18 protein-coding genes and 1 pseudogene are annotated in these 14,588 nt (G+C 68.2%); 8 read left to right on the top strand and 11 right to left on the bottom strand.

Annotated features, from left to right (window positions below; all coding sequences use genetic code 11):
- The 7 genes and pseudogenes from ACFE7D_RS11385 to rpmI all read right to left on the bottom strand — a co-directional run.
- A pseudogene (locus tag ACFE7D_RS11385) lies at positions 1–320 on the bottom strand (aldose 1-epimerase family protein); the annotation flags it as partial.
- Complete coding sequence (locus tag ACFE7D_RS11390; protein WP_375395535.1) at positions 304–645, bottom strand: hypothetical protein; 342 nt, start codon at positions 643–645, stop codon at positions 304–306. The pseudogene ACFE7D_RS11385 and the gene ACFE7D_RS11390, both read right to left, overlap by 17 nt.
- Before the next feature lie 103 nt (positions 646–748).
- Positions 749–3,181 (bottom strand): phenylalanine--tRNA ligase subunit beta, encoded by a 2,433-nt coding sequence (pheT, locus tag ACFE7D_RS11395; protein ID WP_375395536.1) that lies wholly within the window; start codon positions 3,179–3,181, stop codon positions 749–751.
- Positions 3,178–4,290, bottom strand: coding sequence for a phenylalanine--tRNA ligase subunit alpha (gene pheS / locus ACFE7D_RS11400; protein WP_375395537.1), 1,113 nt, complete (start codon positions 4,288–4,290; stop codon positions 3,178–3,180). Before pheS ends, pheT begins: the two co-directional genes overlap by 4 nt.
- Positions 4,291–4,294: 4 nt before the next feature.
- Positions 4,295–4,792, bottom strand: a complete 498-nt coding sequence (locus ACFE7D_RS11405) for a GNAT family N-acetyltransferase (protein WP_375395538.1) — start codon at positions 4,790–4,792, stop codon at positions 4,295–4,297.
- Between the two features lie 225 nt (positions 4,793–5,017).
- Entirely contained in the window at positions 5,018–5,383 is a 366-nt protein-coding gene (gene rplT, locus ACFE7D_RS11410) for a 50S ribosomal protein L20 (RefSeq protein WP_375395539.1), read from the bottom strand.
- Positions 5,384–5,400: 17 nt separating this feature from the next.
- Complete coding sequence (gene rpmI, locus ACFE7D_RS11415) at positions 5,401–5,604, bottom strand: 50S ribosomal protein L35 (RefSeq protein WP_174286566.1); 204 nt, start codon at positions 5,602–5,604, stop codon at positions 5,401–5,403.
- Between the two features lie 171 nt (positions 5,605–5,775).
- On the opposite strand from rpmI, the gene ACFE7D_RS11420 reads away from it, so the two are divergent.
- Entirely contained in the window at positions 5,776–7,878 is a 2,103-nt protein-coding gene (locus ACFE7D_RS11420) for an AsmA family protein (protein WP_375395540.1), read from the top strand.
- A 76-nt stretch (positions 7,879–7,954) separates the two neighbouring features.
- Here the strand turns inward: ACFE7D_RS11420 and ACFE7D_RS11425 are convergent, their stop codons facing one another.
- Complete coding sequence (locus ACFE7D_RS11425; protein WP_375395541.1) at positions 7,955–8,761, bottom strand: inositol monophosphatase family protein; 807 nt, start codon at positions 8,759–8,761, stop codon at positions 7,955–7,957.
- A gap of 66 nt (positions 8,762–8,827) precedes the next feature.
- On the opposite strand from ACFE7D_RS11425, the gene ACFE7D_RS11430 reads away from it, so the two are divergent.
- Both ACFE7D_RS11430 and ACFE7D_RS11435 read left to right on the top strand, forming a co-directional pair.
- Complete coding sequence (locus tag ACFE7D_RS11430) at positions 8,828–9,373, top strand: peroxiredoxin (protein ID WP_375395542.1); 546 nt, start codon at positions 8,828–8,830, stop codon at positions 9,371–9,373.
- A gap of 99 nt (positions 9,374–9,472) precedes the next feature.
- On the top strand, positions 9,473–10,507 hold the full coding sequence (locus tag ACFE7D_RS11435; protein ID WP_375395543.1) for a GGDEF domain-containing protein: 1,035 nt from the start codon (positions 9,473–9,475) through the stop codon (positions 10,505–10,507).
- Positions 10,508–10,850: 343 nt separating this feature from the next.
- On the opposite strand, the gene ACFE7D_RS11440 is transcribed toward ACFE7D_RS11435, so the two are convergent.
- Both ACFE7D_RS11440 and ACFE7D_RS11445 read right to left on the bottom strand, forming a co-directional pair.
- Positions 10,851–11,474 carry a YbhB/YbcL family Raf kinase inhibitor-like protein gene (locus ACFE7D_RS11440; protein ID WP_375395544.1) on the bottom strand — a complete coding sequence of 208 codons (624 nt, stop codon included), beginning with the start codon at positions 11,472–11,474 and terminating at the stop codon, positions 10,851–10,853.
- On the bottom strand, positions 11,474–12,067 hold the full coding sequence (locus tag ACFE7D_RS11445) for a hypothetical protein (protein WP_375395545.1): 594 nt from the start codon (positions 12,065–12,067) through the stop codon (positions 11,474–11,476). Before ACFE7D_RS11445 ends, ACFE7D_RS11440 begins: the two co-directional genes overlap by 1 nt.
- Before the next feature lie 126 nt (positions 12,068–12,193).
- On the opposite strand from ACFE7D_RS11445, the gene ACFE7D_RS11450 reads away from it, so the two are divergent.
- Entirely contained in the window at positions 12,194–12,601 is a 408-nt protein-coding gene (locus tag ACFE7D_RS11450) for a DUF1810 domain-containing protein (protein ID WP_375395546.1), read from the top strand.
- Here the strand turns inward: ACFE7D_RS11450 and ACFE7D_RS11455 are convergent.
- Positions 12,556–13,356 carry a hypothetical protein gene (locus ACFE7D_RS11455; RefSeq protein WP_375395547.1) on the bottom strand — a complete coding sequence of 267 codons (801 nt, stop codon included), beginning with the start codon at positions 13,354–13,356 and terminating at the stop codon, positions 12,556–12,558. The two genes, ACFE7D_RS11450 and ACFE7D_RS11455, sit on opposite strands and share 46 nt — an antisense overlap.
- Positions 13,357–13,482: 126 nt before the next feature.
- Between ACFE7D_RS11455 and ACFE7D_RS11460 the strand changes: the two genes are divergently transcribed.
- The 4 genes from ACFE7D_RS11460 to ACFE7D_RS11475 are packed head-to-tail and all read left to right on the top strand — an operon-like array spanning position 13,483 to position 14,485.
- On the top strand, positions 13,483–13,647 hold the full coding sequence (locus tag ACFE7D_RS11460) for a helix-turn-helix domain-containing protein (RefSeq protein ID WP_375395548.1): 165 nt from the start codon (positions 13,483–13,485) through the stop codon (positions 13,645–13,647).
- A gap of 7 nt (positions 13,648–13,654) precedes the next feature.
- On the top strand, positions 13,655–13,936 hold the full coding sequence (locus ACFE7D_RS11465) for a DUF3253 domain-containing protein (protein WP_375395549.1): 282 nt from the start codon (positions 13,655–13,657) through the stop codon (positions 13,934–13,936).
- A 31-nt stretch (positions 13,937–13,967) separates the two neighbouring features.
- Positions 13,968–14,222, top strand: a complete 255-nt coding sequence (locus tag ACFE7D_RS11470) for a type II toxin-antitoxin system Phd/YefM family antitoxin (RefSeq protein WP_375395550.1) — start codon at positions 13,968–13,970, stop codon at positions 14,220–14,222.
- Positions 14,219–14,485 (top strand): Txe/YoeB family addiction module toxin, encoded by a 267-nt coding sequence (locus tag ACFE7D_RS11475; protein ID WP_375395551.1) that lies wholly within the window; start codon positions 14,219–14,221, stop codon positions 14,483–14,485. Before ACFE7D_RS11470 ends, ACFE7D_RS11475 begins: the two co-directional genes overlap by 4 nt.
- Positions 14,486–14,588: the final 103 nt, after the last annotated feature.

Raw genomic sequence — 14,588 nt, forward strand, 5'->3', positions numbered from 1 at the left:
TTGCGGGTCTCGTCCGAGGCGGTAAGCCGAAACGTCGCGTGCGACGCGCCATGGTCGACGATGTCGAACGTCGAATGCCGCGCGAAGCCGTGCTTGGTCATCGGGTACTGCTTGCCGTCCAGCCGAATGAGGCCGCCGTTGGTGACGCCGATGACGGGGAACAGGATCGGCGCGTGGCCGGTCCAGAAGGCGGGGTCGGCATCGGTCATCAGCGCGCGGCCGTCGGCATCGGTCAGGTAGGTGAGTTCGGCGCCGTACGGGTTGATGGTCGCGGTGAGGTCGGAGGACGCGATCCGGATGAGTTCATGGTCGGCCATCATCGTCACGCTCCGAATAAGGTGTCATCGGCTGTCGTTCGATCCAGCCCGGGCCGACGAACACATCTTCCCAGCTGCCATTATCCTCGAACTCCAGCCGGGTTCCGGCGACACAGCCCAAGTGCGGCAAATGATCGCGCAAAATAGTACGCGCTGCGTCCAGGTCGTACGCATCGACGTCGATCCCTGAAAAGATAATGGATCGGCGACCCATCTCGTCCTCATCGCTCAGCAACGAGCCGCCGCCGCTGACCTCCCCGACGTTCGCGAGCCGCAATTCGGCATTTAGCGGGTCGCCATATCGCGCCTCTCGCTCGTCAGGCTTCAACGCCTCCGGAAGGTAGACGTAAACGAACCGCGTCTCCTCCGCCGATCGATCCGGCGCAGGTTGCTGAAGCATGGAACGAAACAAGTCTCTGACGCCCACCCGCTTATCCCCTTAGCGTCGCCCCGAGTTTCACCGCCGCGGCGACGACCTTGTCCGCCACCGCCTTCAGTTCTTCGTCGGTGAAGCTCTTCGCGCCGGGTTGCAGGACGATCTCGACGCCCATCGACGTCTCGACGCCGTTGTCGGTCGGGCGCGCGAACAGGTCGAACACGCGCGCGCCGACGATCGCGGCCCTGTCCGCGCCGCGCACGGCACGGACCAGTGCGTCCGCCGCCAGCCCTTCGGGCACCACGAACGCGAAGTCGCGGCGGACGGCCTGGAGCGCGGGCGGGGTGTACGCGGCGCGCGCGAAGCCGGTGCCGCGCTTGGCGGGCAGCGCGTCCAGGTACAACTCGACCGCGGCGACGGGACCGTCGAGGTCGAACGCCTTCGCGACCGAGGGATGCACGATACCGAACGCCGCCAGTACCGTCTTCGGCCCGAGCCGGAGCGTGCCCGACCGGCCCGGATGCCAGGCGTCGCCGGCCTCTCCCATCACCTGGAGATTGTCGACCGGCGCCCCCGCCGCGGCGAGCAAGGCGATCGCCTCCGCCTTGGCGTCGTACGCGTCGAACGGCGCCGCCTTCCCCTCACGCCAACCACGGGGCCGCTTGTCGCCGGCCAGCACGAGGCCCAGCGTCGGGCGTTCGGCATCGACCAGATAGCGACGACCGATCTCGAACAGCCGCACGCCCGTCGCCCCGCGCTTCACGTTGCGCGCGGTCGCGGACAGCAGGCCGGGCAGCAGCGATGGCCGCATGACCTTCAGATCCTCGCTGATCGGGTTGGCGAGCGTCCACGCCCCGCCGCCGAACGGCGCGGCCTCCGCCTCGGACAGGAAACTCCATGTCACCGCCTCGTCGGCTCCGCGCGCCGCCGCGGCCCGGCGGACGCGGCGTTCCAGCTTCTGCTCAAGCGTCGCGGTCGGCTTCGCAACGCCGGGGATGCGCGGCAAAGGGACGGCGGCGACCTTGTCGATCCCCTCGATCCGGATGACTTCCTCGACCAGGTCGGCGAGGCCGTCCACGTCGCGCCGCCAGCTGGGCACGCGCACCGGCCAGCGGCCCTCGATGGTCGCGAACAGCGCGTCGCTGAACGCGTCCGCATCGTGGATCGCGCCGATCGAGAAACCGAGCGACAACAGGATCCGCGCCTGCCGCTCGGGGGCGACCGACAGCCCGCCGAGGTCGCGGCAGAGATGCGGGTCGTAGTGCACGACGCGCTCCGCGAGCGGCGGGGTGCCGCTGCGCGTGACGGCGCTCGGCGTGCCGCCGCAATGATCGAGCACGAGCTTCGTGGCGATCGCCAGCCCGTCGTCGAGGAACGCCGGATCGACCCCTCGCTCGAACCGGCTGCGCGCGTCGCTGGTCAGCGTCAGCGCCTGGCCGGTGCGCGCGATGTGGTCGGGATCGAAATACGCGCATTCGATGAGCACGTCGGTCGTCTCCGCCGAGACACCCGACTCCGCCCCGCCCATGATGCCGCCGATGTCGTGCACCTGTGCATCGTCGGCGATGACGGTCATCGCGTCGGTCAGCGTGTAGGTCCGGCCGTTGAGCGCTGTCACATGCTCGCCCGCGACCGCCTTGCGCGCGACGAGCGCACCCGACAGCCTGGCGCGGTCGTAGACGTGCAGCGGGCGACCGAGATCGAACATCACGAAATTGGTGATGTCGACCAGAAGCGAGATCGGCTTCTGTCCGATCGCACGCAGCTTTTGGGTCATCCATTCTGGCGCATCGCCATTCGTCACGCCGCTGACGGCCTGCGCGTAGAAGGCGGGGCAGCCATCGGGATCGTCGGTGCGGACATCGGGCCCCGTGCCCTCGCCCGCGATCGGCCCGATGGGCCAGCGATAAGCGGTGGCGAGCGGGACGAGCGTACCCAGCCCCGCCGCCGCCAGGTCGCGCGCAATCCCGCGGACGCCCATGCAGTCCTGCCGGTTGGGGGTAACGCCGACGTCGATCACCGGATCGCCCAAGCCGGCGTAATCGGGATAGGACGTGCCGACCGGCGCATCGGCGGGGAGTTCGATGATCCCGTCATGATCCTCGCCCAGTTCCAGTTCGCGCGTCGAACACATCATGCCGTTCGATTCGACGCCGCGGATGCTCGCGACCTTCAGCGTCACGTCGAGCCCGGGAACATAGGCCCCCGGCGCGCCGAACACGCCGACCAGCCCGGCGCGGGCATTGGGCGCACCGCAGACGACCTGGAGCGGGCCGTCGCCGGCATCGACGGACAGGATTTGCAGCTTGTCCGCCTGGGGGTGGCGCTCGGCGCTCAGCACCTTCGCCACGCGGAACGCCGATAGCTTCTCGCCGGGATTCGCGACGTCCTCGACCTCCAGGCCGATGCGGGTCAGCGCATCGACTACATCGTCGAGCGTCGCGTCGGTTTCAAGATGCTCCTTCAGCCAGGACAGGGTGAACCTCATGCCCCCACTCCCCCGCTCAGCGTGGGCACGTCGAGCGCGGAGAAGCCGTAATGCTTCAGCCAGCGGATATCCGCTTCGAAGAACGGGCGCAGATCGTCCATACCGTATTTCAGCATCGCAAGCCGATCGATCCCGCAACCGAAGGCGAAACCCTGCCACTCGTCTGGATCGAGCCCGCACGCGGCGATCACCTTGCGGTGGACCATGCCGCTGCCGAGGATTTCCAGCCAGCCGTCGGGCTCCGCGCCGCCGACGACGCGCTTGCCCTTCACCAGCGTATGGCCGACGTCGATTTCGACCGAGGGTTCGGTGAACGGGAAATAGCTCGGGCGCTGGCGAAGGACGATGTCGTCGCGTTCGAAGAAAGCGCGGACGAACGTCTCCAGCGTCCATTTGAGATGGCCGAGCGTGATGCCCTTGTCGATCACCAGGCCCTCAACCTGGTGGAACATCGGCGTGTGCGTGGCGTCGCTGTCGCTGCGGTAGGTGCGGCCCGGCGCGATGATGCGGATCGGAGGTTTCTGCGACAGCATCGTGCGGATCTGCACGGGCGAGGTATGCGTCCGGAGCAGCGAGAAGGTCGTCTGCTCGTCGAAGGTCCCGGCGCGCTTCGCCTCGACGCCCTGCTGGAGGTAGAAGGTGTCGTGCATCGCGCGCGCCGGATGCGTCTCCGGGATGTTGAGCGCGCTGAAATTGTGCCAGTCGGTCTCGATCTCGGGCCCGGTCGCGACCGCGAATCCCAGATCGGCGAAGATTTCCGCCAGTTCGTCCATCACCTGGCTGACCGGGTGGATCGTCCCCGCGGGCGGCACATCGGCGGGCAGCGTCATGTCGAGCGTCTCGCTCGCCAGTTGCGCGTCGAGCGCGACGCGTTCCAGCACCGCCTTGCGCGCGGCGATCGCTGCCGTCACCGCTTCGCGCAGACCGTGGATCGCCGGACCCTGGACCTGGCGTTCCTCCGGCGACAGGCCGCCCATCGTCTTCAGCAATTGCGTCACGCGGCCCTGCTTGCCAAGCGCCTCGACGCGCACCGCCTCGAGCGCGTCGAGCCCGGCGGTGGCGTCGATCGCTGCCAGCAGGTGTTCGCGCAAAGTGTCGGCGTCCGTCATCGCTTCAATTCCTTGCGGACGCTGCCGCACCCAGGTCATGGGACCATTTGTGGATCGCGCCGTCGTCCGGATCGAACCGCATGCCCGCACGGACGAAGCCGTTCTTCTCCAGCACGCGTCGCGACCCCGGATTGTCGGGTGCGGTCTCCGCGGTCAAGCCGGCAAGGCCCTGCGCGCGGGCGATATCGAGGACATGGCCGACCGCCGCGGTGGTGTGGCCGCGCCCCTCCCGCGACGCCGCGACGCCGTAGCCGACCTCGAACCGGTGGCGCCCCGCGGGCTTCGTCGCGGAGATCATGCCGACCACCTCGTCGCCTTCGGCGATCATCCAGGCGAGATCGCGGCTCGTGAACGCGGCCGCCTCCGCCGCGGTGTCGCGCACCATCTCGGTCACCCAGTCGGCACCGATCCCGCCTTCGGCGATGGTCAATCCCTCGGGCCCGTCGTGCTCGCCGAGCAGCCAGGCGAAGTCCGCGTCGGTCATCGTGAGAAGGTGGGTCATGATGGGTTGGTTCCTAGAGCCGTCGGACGACGATCGATACCTTCCTCCGTCACCCGGGTTCGTCCCGGGGTCCATCGTGCAGCGAAACCACGAATATGAGAAAGCGTGGCACGATGGATTCCGGGACAAGCCCGGCATGACGGAGGTGAGGGTGGCCCGAAAGCAAAAAGGGGCGCGGACGGCCTTGGCCGCCCGCGCCCCTTTCAAGGCCGCAACAGGCGGATGTTACGCGGCCCGGGGCTGTGCCGCCTTCGCCTGCGCGATGATGGCGCTGAACGCGGCCTCCTCGTGCATCGCGATATCGGCCAGGACCTTCCGGTCGAGTTCGATCCCCGCCAGTTTCAGGCCGTGCATGAACTGCGAATAGGTCAGGCCTTCGGCACGGACGCCGGCGTTGATGCGCTGGATCCACAGGCCGCGGAACGTCCGCTTCTTAACCTTGCGGTCGCGATACGCGTACTGCCCGGCCTTTTCGACCGCCTGCCGCGCGATACGGATCGTGTTCTTGCGACGGCCGTAAAAGCCCTTCGCCTGTTCGAGGATGTTCTTGTGCTTGGCGCGGGTGGTAACACCCCGTTTGACGCGTGCCATGTGCTATTCCTTTCCGCTCAGCTAAGACCGTAGGGGGCCCAGGCCTTCACCGCCGCGGTGTCGGCCTTCGCCAGCACCTTGGTGCCGCGATTCTGGCGGATATACTTGCCGTTGTGGTGCAACAGGCGGTGGCGCTTGCCGGCGACGCCGTGCTTGAGCAAACCGGTGGCGGTGAGCTTGAAGCGTTTCTTGACGCCGCTCTTCGTCTTGAGCTTGGGCATTTTGGTCCTTTCAGCTAGCGAAGCAACGGACAGCCGCGGCAGCCCTTGATGGCCGGGCGATCCTTTTGCACCTCGCATTGGAGCCGCGCGCCTTAGCCGCGCGGTACCACGAATGCAACTGCACGGGACAGGACGACTGGAATCGGTGTCGATGCCGTGCGATGGATAGGCATGAGCGTTCCGCGTACCGACGAACCGGCCCCTGCGGTCGCCAATGCCGATGCACCGCCGGCAGGACGCCGGCGATGGTTGATCGTGCGGCGGGTGGTCGGCGGGATCGTCCTGCTGCTCGTCGTCCTGTGGCTGGTGCTCTACATCACCAGGGGCCGCTTCCTGAGGCACCCTTTCGAGCGAACCGTGCGTGCCCTGACCAGCCGTCAAGTCAGCGTCGCGGGCGATTTCCAGCTGTATTTCGATCCGATCGCGATCAAATTCTATGCCGAGGGTATCCGTATCGCGAATCCCTCCTGGGCGACGAAGCCGATGCTGTTCGCCGCGGACCGGATCGACACGCGGATCTCGCCCTGGTCGCTGATCTTCGGCAAGCGGAGACTCTACTGGCTCGACCTGACCAACGGCGCGGTCGATCTGGAATGGAATGCCGCGCACACCACCAACAGCTGGACGTTCAGCGAGAAGAAGGGCGGCAAACCGCTCGACTTCCCGTCGATCGACCGCGCGACCGTCACCGGCACGACGGTGCGCTATCTCGATTCGCGGTTGAAGCTGCTCGCGGATCTGAAGATCGACGATATCCAGTCCGCCGACGCACGGATCGGACATGCGGTCGGTCTGACGGGCAAGGGGATCGTGCGGTCGACGCCGTTCACGCTGACCGCGCGGTTGCTGACCCCCGACGCGACGGCGGCGCGCGGACAGAACAGGCTGACGATGACCGCCTATGCCGCCCATAACCGGATCGACGTCGCGGGTACGCTGCCGACGATCGCCGATATCGAGAACGTGCCGCTGCAGGTCCGGGCGAACGGGCGCAATCTGGCCGAGCTGCTGCACATCATCGGCGTCGTCATCCCGCAGACGCGGACCTATGCGCTCCATGCGCAGCTGGTGCAGTCGGGCACCGATTACCGCTTCACCCGAATGGCCGGGACGTTCGGCGACAGCGACCTGTCGGGCAAGTTCACCGTGTCCGACGTCGAACCGCGAATCCATGTCGCGGCCGAACTGGCGACGCGGACGCTCGACATCGTCGATGTCGCGCCCTTCATCGGCTACAACCCCGACATCGTCGCGAGCCAGGGCGCGGTCGCGGCCGCGGCCGCGACGGGTGCCGCGCCCGCACGGCTGATGCCCGATGCCGCGCTGCCCGTCGCCGACATGGGCAATTTCGACGCGAACGTCCATTACACCGTCCGCGTCGTCCGATCGCGCAACGTGCCGATCGCCGATATCGACCTGACCGTCGCGCTGAGGGACCGGCAGCTGCAATTGTCGCCGCTGACCTTCGCGATGTCGCGGGGCAACGTGGCGGCCGACGTGATGATGGACGCGCAGCGCCGTCCGGCGCATATCGATTACGACATCCGGCTGGCACCGACGCCGATGGGGCGGCTGCTGTCGGGGTTCGGCGTGGTCGATGCCGGCACGACGGGCACGATCCACGGCCGTATCCAGCTGGCGGGGGACGGCGATTCGATCCACCGGTCGCTGGCGAATGCGAACGGACGGATCGCGATCGTCATGCCCGCCGGCACCCTGTCGACGCGCAACGTCCAGCTTGCCGAACTGGACATCGGCACCTTCGTGCAGCGGATGTTCCAGCATCAGCTGAAGGCCCCGGTGGCGATCAATTGCGGGCTGATCGGCTTCACCGTCCGCAACGGCGCGGCGGCGGCGGACCCGATCATCATCGACACGACGAAGAACGTCATCACCGGGCGCGGCGGGTTCGATTTCGGCAGCGAGGCGGTCGATCTGGCGTTCCGGGCGGACGGCAAGAAGTTCAGCCTGTTCTCTGGCCAGTCGCCGGTCGGGCTGAAGGGATATTTCTCCAAACCTTCGCTCGCGGTGGTGAGCCCGCAGCTGATGGCCCGCGCCGGCTCCGCGCTCGGCCTTGCCTTGCTGGCGACGCCGCCGGCGGCGATCCTGGCCTTCGTCGATGTCGGCGATGCGAAGGCGGCGGCGTGCGGCCCCGTGCTGGCCGGCGCGACCGCCAATGCGCAGCGGACGACGAAGGGCAAACCGCGCGAGGATGTCGGCAACGGGACGCCCTCCACGACGGGCGGGAAGAGGAAGTTCCTGGGGATTTTCTGATGCCTCCGTGCGACCTGACGCCGTTCTCCTGCGAAAGCAGGAGAACGGACACGTCGATGGCGCAAGGCAAATTGCCTCAATGTCCCCCCGGCACCGCGCGCAGCGCCTCCAGCACGTCGTCGACCCGGGCCGGATCGCCGATCGCCAGGACATGGCCGTCGCTGTCCGCGGTCAGCGGGTCGCCGTTCCAGTCGCACATCCGCCCGCCCGCCCCCTCGACCACCGGTACCAGCGCCGCGAAATCGTAGAGCTGCAGCCCGCTTTCGCAAACGATGTCGATATGGCCCGCCGCCAGCAGCGCGTAGTTGTAGCAATCGCCGCCATAGACCGGACCCTGCCGCGGTGCGCCGCCGCTCGCCGCCGCGACCAGTGCCAGGAAGGCCGGGACGTCCTCGTCCGGGAACAGATGCGGGCTCGACGTCGCGACGACCGCCCCCTCCAGCGCGGTGCAGGTCCGGGTCCGGCACGCCGCGCCGTTGAACATCGTCGGTCGCCCCGCGACCCCGAGCCAGCGTTCGCGCTGCACCGGCTGGTCGATGACCCCGAGCACCGGCCAGCCATTCTCGACCAGCGCGATCAGCGTACCGAAGATCGCACGGCCGACGGTGAAGCTGCGCGTCCCGTCGATCGGGTCGAGCACCCAGGTCCGCCCGGTGATCCCCGGTTTCGTCCCATATTCCTCGCCGACGATGCCGTCGCCCGATCGTTCCGCCTCGATCAGCCGCCGCATCGCGGCCTCGGCGGCGCGGTCGGCCAGCGTGACGGGGGATTTGTCGGCCTTGATCTCCAGCCCCAGATCGCCGCGGAAATAGGGACGGATCGCCGCGCCCGCCGCATCGGCGAGTGCCTGGGCCAAGGCGATATCGGAGGCGGTGACGGGCATGCGATGCGCCTATCGCAGCCGGTGGATGGGCGCTAGTATGGTGACGACGATACCGAAAGGACCCCGATGCGCCTGTTCACCGCCCCCCTTCTTGCCGCCGCCGCGACCGCCCTGATCGCCGCGCCGGCCGTCGCGACATTGCCCGTCGGCGCGAAAGCCCCCGACTTCACGACCCGCGGCGCGATCGCCGGGCAAGTAATGTCGGTCCATCTGGCCGACCTGCTGAAGAAGGGTCCGGTTGTGCTGTACTTCTTTCCCGCCGCGTTTACCGGCGGCTGCAACGCCGAGGCGCATGCCTTTGCCGAAGCGATTCCCCGGTTCACGAGGGCGGGTGCCACCGTCATCGGCATGTCCGCCGACACGGTCGATACGCTCGCCAAATTCTCGAACGAAAAATGCGCCGGCAAATTCGCGGTCGCGAGCGCCGGGCCGGCGGTCGTCAAGGGGTATGACGTCGCCTATCCCAAGGAGATCATGGGCCACGCCATCACGTCGCGCACCAGCTATGTCATTGCGCCGGACGGCAAGATCACCTTCGTCCATGACGACATGAACCCCGCCGAACATGTGTCGCTGACCCTGGCGGCGGTCGGCAGGATCACCGGCAAGTGATCGGTCCGTTCCGGAAGTAACTGGCTGGTCGTTACGCGTTGATAACGCTTTTGTCCTAAGGGTACCGCGACAGGATACCGGGGCGAAGGGGTGATTGGGATGCGGGAGAGGGGCGCGGCGCGCCGGTCGGTGGGGGGCGACGATCTGTTCGAACAGATCGGAGCCTTTCTCGGCGCGCAAGGCCTCAGTCCCGATCCCGCCCATTACGGCTTCGCCTTCGCCGCACTGGCCGATCCCGATACGCCGATCGCGCGCCGCGTCGCGCGGCTGACCGATGGCGGGATTCGGCTGAACCGCCGGGATATCGAACGGCTGGGACACCAGGTGCTGGAGGGCGGCGCGCCGATGGCACCACGCGACCCCCGGCCGAGCGCCGATTCGCAGGCCGAACAGCTCGTCGCGGAAACGCGCGCGACAGTCGACGGGTTTTCGACGATGATGCGCACGATCACGAACGAAACGCGCGATTTCGGGGCCGATCTGGCTGCCAGCGCCGCCGCGATCGAACGCGCATCGCCGATCGCCGGAATCGACGAGATCGTTCGGATCACGACCACGATGATGAACCGGGTGCGCGATGCCGAGCGTCGCCTGGCGCGCGCCGACGAGGAAACCGAGGCGTTGCGCGCCAAGCTGGCCGAGGCGCACCAGGCCGCGCGCATCGACGCGCTGACCGGGCTCGCCAATCGCCGCGCCTTCGACGAAGCCTTTGTCGCGCGCGACGTGGTCGCCGGACCCTGGTGCCTGGCGGTCGTCGACATCGACCGGTTCAAGCAGGTCAACGACGACAATGGCCATGCGGTCGGCGACCGCGTGCTGGCCGCGATCGCCCGGCTGCTGACGGACTGTTTTCCCGGTCAGATCGTCGCGCGCCATGGCGGCGAGGAGTTCGCGGTCCTGATCGGCGGGGTCAACCTGGCGGAGGCGGCACGGCAGATCGATTCGGCGCGGCGCGCGGTGTCGGTCAAACGGTTCCGGACACGCGACACCGATCGGCAGCTCGGCCGGATCACGCTGTCCGCCGGCGTGACCGCGGTCCAGCCGGGCGACGATGGCGAGCAGGCGATGGCACGGGCCGACCGGCTGCTTTACGCCGCAAAGGCGGGCGGGCGCGACCAGGTCTGCGCCGCCTGACGATCCGCCACGGTTTGGCGCGATATCCGCGCGCTTTGTGGCGGATTGCGCCATTCTCATAAAGCGCCGGTCGGCAAGTCGTTGCTTTCCAATATGTTAACGAACTGGCACGCTGTCTGCAAAGTCCCCGGTATCGGTTGGTCGGATCGTCCGGCCTCGACAAAAGGGAGACTTCTCATGACCAAATTCGCCGCCACCCGTATCGTCTGCTCGCTCGTCGGTGCGTTCGTCTTCGCCGCCATCGCCGTCGGCGCAGCCCTCCCCATCCTGCCGATCGCATGACCGGGTGCCTGACAATCACTGCCCGGCGCTGTGCCGAATGGTCCGGCAGGAGCCGCGCCGGTCATGCCACCGCCGCCCGCCCCGCCGGCGCGACCGTCGCCTTTTCCCCGCGCGAATAGGTGCCGACCAGCAATCCGGCGGCGAGGACATGACCGGTCATCGTCGCGACCACATCCCCCCGGCACGGCGTCTGCCCGGGATCGCCCGCGCCATCCGAAAGCGCGAACAACTGGAACACGTAGCGATGTTCGCCGTGCCCGGTCGGCGGGTCGGGCGGCAGCCAGCCTTCGCCGAGGAACGAATTGCGGCCGACGTCGCGGCCATCCGCACCGCCATCGCCGTCGCGCATGATCGCACCTTCCGCCAGCCGCCCCGCCTCGGGCGCGATGCCCCAGACGACCGCATGCACCAGCGGTTGCGGGGTGGGCGCGTCGGCATCCTCGACCAGCAGGACCATCCGTGCGGTACCCGGCGGGGGACCGCCCCAGACGAGCGGCGGCGAGACGCCGTCGCCATCCGCGGTGAAGCGCGGCGGCAGGCGGCCGCCATTCGCGAAGGCGGGGCTGGACAGTGCGATCGACGTCCCGCCATCGCCGGGCGCGATGCCCGCGATCACCAGCTTGTCCGCGCCGGCACGCATCCCCGCCAGTGCGCGGCCGAGCCAGCCGGGGACATGTTCCAGCATCAGCCGGCATTCCCCGGCGCGGCGGTACCGCCATCCGCGCCGGGCACCGCCGGATCGGTCGCCGCCGCGCCGTCGCCCGACGGACAGCCCCCCGGCTTCGTCACCGGGGCGGCCCCCGCATACCAATGCGACCGATCGCCCATCGCGGCGTCGTGATAGCAGGCGGTGCCCTTCTTCGTCACCGGGTCGACGAACAGCGTCCAGTTGTGATCGCTGCAGTCATGCGCCTCGCATCCCCAGGCGGCGACGGTCTTGCCGCGCGCGAAGACCGGGGTCTGCGGGCCGTGGCCGTTCACGATCTCACGGCGGACCGCCGGATCGATCACCGCCTCGTTCAGCGCGGTCGCGACCTCGGTCCGATCGAAAAAGCCGACGCCGTCGACCGCGTCGCCGGGGTAATGACCGACATAGGCGGTCAGCGGCGTCGTCTGCACCTGCCCCGGCAGCGGCGTCGCGGGCCGCGTCTCGGGCGGGTGGAAGCCGTGTGCGACCGCATCGTTCCCGATCCCCGCATCGCTCTGGTCCTTGTGGCAACCGCTCGCCAGCACCGCAGCCAGCAGAGCGGCACCCATCGCCAGCGGTCGGACCGCCATTCCCTCTGGTCTAATCATTCGCTCGTCCCATTCGCGGCATCGTGGGCCCGCGGCTTGCGGTCCCGTAACGACCGAACCAGCGAGCCATGGTTGCGGTTGCACGCTGCCGCCGCCACCTGACCCTCCATGACCCTTAATCGCTTCGTCACCGCGCAGGACGCCGTCCACACCGCCATGCTTGCCGAGCTTCGCGCCGGGCGCAAGCGCACGCACTGGATGTGGTTCGTCTTTCCGCAACTGGCGGGGCTCGGCACCAGCCCGACCGCGCGGTTCCATGCGCTGGCCGACGCGGCGGAGGCGCGCGCGTTCCTCGCGCATCCGGTGCTGGCGCAGCGCTTGTTCGAAGCGACCGCGACCATGCTCGCCGCGCCCGGCAGCGCGGTGGAGATCCTGGGCGAGACCGACGCGGTGAAGCTCAGATCGTCGATGACGCTGCTCGCGGCGGTGGCGGACGATCCGACCCCGTTCGCGGCGGTGCTGGCGCGCTTCTATGGCGGCGGATCCGACCCGGCTACGCTTCGTCTGCTTGGGTGACCGGGGCCGCGATCGGGATCGGAAGTGGACGAACCACACGCCGCGTCCGCGCCGGAACCGCTCTCCGACGGGCGCACCGCACGAAGCAACTTCAGGAGCGCGGCGTCGGTTTCCTCGGGCGTCGCACGGTACCCCCTGCGCGCCGCCTGTTGACGTTCCGCCTCCGCACTCTCCGCCGCCACGGCTTGTTCCTGCGGCGATATGTAGCGTGTCGTCGGTTCGATCGACCGCTTGGACACGCGCCCGCCCGCTGCAGCCGCACGTGCGTCCTTCGCCACCCACGCGGTCCCGGTGGCCAGCGCGAGCGCCGCACCGTCGGGCGCGCGTTCGGCGCGGCAGCCGTCGATCCAAGCGCCATAGCGGGTCGGATCGCGGTAGCGCAGCAGGAACATCGTCAGCCGCTCGTCATGGCGCACCCGCTCGCCGACCTGCTCGCCCTTGTAGAAGACGGGCGTCGCGACGCCGTGCAGCGCCCGCGCGAAGGCGGCATCGGACAGGCGTTCGACCGCGACATCGATCGCGGCGTCCCAGGCGGCGCGGAAACTACGCGCATCGCCGCGCCGCCGGAGCGCATAGGCGGAGCTGGTCCCCATGCCGACGCGTTTGCACGCCTCGTCCACGCATCCGCATTCGGCCAATGCCTCGATGAAGCCGGTCTGGCGTTCGGGAGTCCATCCGTCCTGCCGCAGGCGGGCGGCGACGGGGTCGAAGGCGGGGCGAACGGCGGGGGTTGCCGGGGTGCGGTGCTTTCTCATCCAGGAGGATGGAGCAGATCGCGCGCGTGTAGGACAGCGGGTTTTGGACGGTTTTGCACGGGGGTGTGGCGCGGGGGCCTCAATCCGGGGTTGCGGTTGGCGACTGTGTGGATCACATAGCGCTACATGCTGGGGTTGAGTCGGCAGGCGTTCGCCATCCCCTACGGCATCCCGCTTGCCAGCATCCGCCAATACGAGATCGGCCGCCACATGCCCCCGCCCGCGGTCCGCGCGTATCTGAAGGTGATCGAGGCGGAACCGGAAACGGCCGCGCGGGCGGTGGCGGCGTAGAACGGCCGTGCCGGGCGATGCCGACAGACTGAGCGAAGCGCGCGCCGCGACGCTGGCGCTGCTCGACCGCCGTACACCCGACGCGACCGTCTGCCCGAGCGAAGTCGCGCGGGCGCTAGTCACCGACTGGCGCGGCGCGATGCCGATCGTCCATGCCGCGATCGACGATATGCTGGCCGACAGCGTGGTCCGGCTGAGCTGGAAGGGCGTGATGCTGGCGACGCGGACGGGCCGTATCGGATCGGGCGGGTGGGGGATTAGGCCTGCGGACCAAGCATCACGCCGTTGACGTTGGACAAGACTTTGACCATATCGTTCCGATGCAAACTGTAAGCTATTCCGAAGCCCGCGAGAACCTGAAGGCGATGATCGACAAGGTCGTCGCCGACCGCGCGCCCTTGGCCATCACCCGTCAGCGCGGCGAGGGGGCGGTGCTGATTTCGGAAAGCGAATGGGCGTCGATCGAGGAGACGCTGTATCTGCTATCCTCACCCGCCAATGCGAAGCATCTGTTGGACGGCATCGCACAGTTCGATGCCGGTAAGGGTGAGGAACACGCGCTGATCCAACCGTGAAGGTCGTCTTCACGGCGGAGGCTTGGCGCGACTGTGCACAGTGGCTGGTCGATGATCCGCTGCTGCTGGCGCGCATCAATCTGTTGATCGGCGAAAGCCTGCGGCAGCCGTTCACCGGCACCGGCAAGCCAGAACCCTTGAAGCGCAACCTCGCCGGCTGGTGGTCGCGGCGGATCAATCGTGAGCATCGGTTGGTGTCTCGGGTGAGCGGGTCGGGCGACGGGCAGACGCTGGAGGTGCTATCGTGCCGGTATCATTATTGAGCAATGGCAGCGCGATGTGTATCGGTGAGTTGATTAGCTGCAACGCATGGGTCGTGTCCCACGACGTGGTGTAGCTCGCGGTTGGGCATCGGCGATCTTCGGA

This window comes from uncultured Sphingomonas sp., from assembly GCF_964244235.1.
GTDB lineage: Bacteria > Pseudomonadota > Alphaproteobacteria > Sphingomonadales > Sphingomonadaceae > Sphingomonas.

Bases quoted from the DNA above. Each gene is read 5' to 3' on its own strand.
- ACFE7D_RS11425 (WP_375395541.1), bottom strand. From the start codon at position 8,761: ATGCCCGTCACCGCCTCCGATATCGCCTTGGCCCAGGCACTCGCCGAT.
- ACFE7D_RS11440 (WP_375395544.1), bottom strand. From the start codon at position 11,474: ATGCTGGAACATGTCCCCGGCTGGCTCGGCCGCGCACTGGCGGGGATG.
- rplT (WP_375395539.1), bottom strand. From the start codon at position 5,383: ATGGCACGCGTCAAACGGGGTGTTACCACCCGCGCCAAGCACAAGAAC.
- ACFE7D_RS11470 (WP_375395550.1), top strand. From the start codon at position 13,968: ATGCAAACTGTAAGCTATTCCGAAGCCCGCGAGAACCTGAAGGCGATG.
- ACFE7D_RS11450 (WP_375395546.1), top strand. From the start codon at position 12,194: ATGACCCTTAATCGCTTCGTCACCGCGCAGGACGCCGTCCACACCGCC.
- ACFE7D_RS11460 (WP_375395548.1), top strand. From the start codon at position 13,483: ATGCTGGGGTTGAGTCGGCAGGCGTTCGCCATCCCCTACGGCATCCCG.
- rpmI (WP_174286566.1), bottom strand. From the start codon at position 5,604: ATGCCCAAGCTCAAGACGAAGAGCGGCGTCAAGAAACGCTTCAAGCTC.
- ACFE7D_RS11445 (WP_375395545.1), bottom strand. From the start codon at position 12,067: ATGGCGGTCCGACCGCTGGCGATGGGTGCCGCTCTGCTGGCTGCGGTG.
- ACFE7D_RS11405 (WP_375395538.1), bottom strand. From the start codon at position 4,792: ATGACCCACCTTCTCACGATGACCGACGCGGACTTCGCCTGGCTGCTC.
- ACFE7D_RS11420 (WP_375395540.1), top strand. From the start codon at position 5,776: ATGAGCGTTCCGCGTACCGACGAACCGGCCCCTGCGGTCGCCAATGCC.
- ACFE7D_RS11435 (WP_375395543.1), top strand. From the start codon at position 9,473: ATGCGGGAGAGGGGCGCGGCGCGCCGGTCGGTGGGGGGCGACGATCTG.
- pheS (WP_375395537.1), bottom strand. From the start codon at position 4,290: ATGACGGACGCCGACACTTTGCGCGAACACCTGCTGGCAGCGATCGAC.
- pheT (WP_375395536.1), bottom strand. From the start codon at position 3,181: ATGAGGTTCACCCTGTCCTGGCTGAAGGAGCATCTTGAAACCGACGCG.
- ACFE7D_RS11430 (WP_375395542.1), top strand. From the start codon at position 8,828: ATGCGCCTGTTCACCGCCCCCCTTCTTGCCGCCGCCGCGACCGCCCTG.
- ACFE7D_RS11455 (WP_375395547.1), bottom strand. From the start codon at position 13,356: ATGAGAAAGCACCGCACCCCGGCAACCCCCGCCGTTCGCCCCGCCTTC.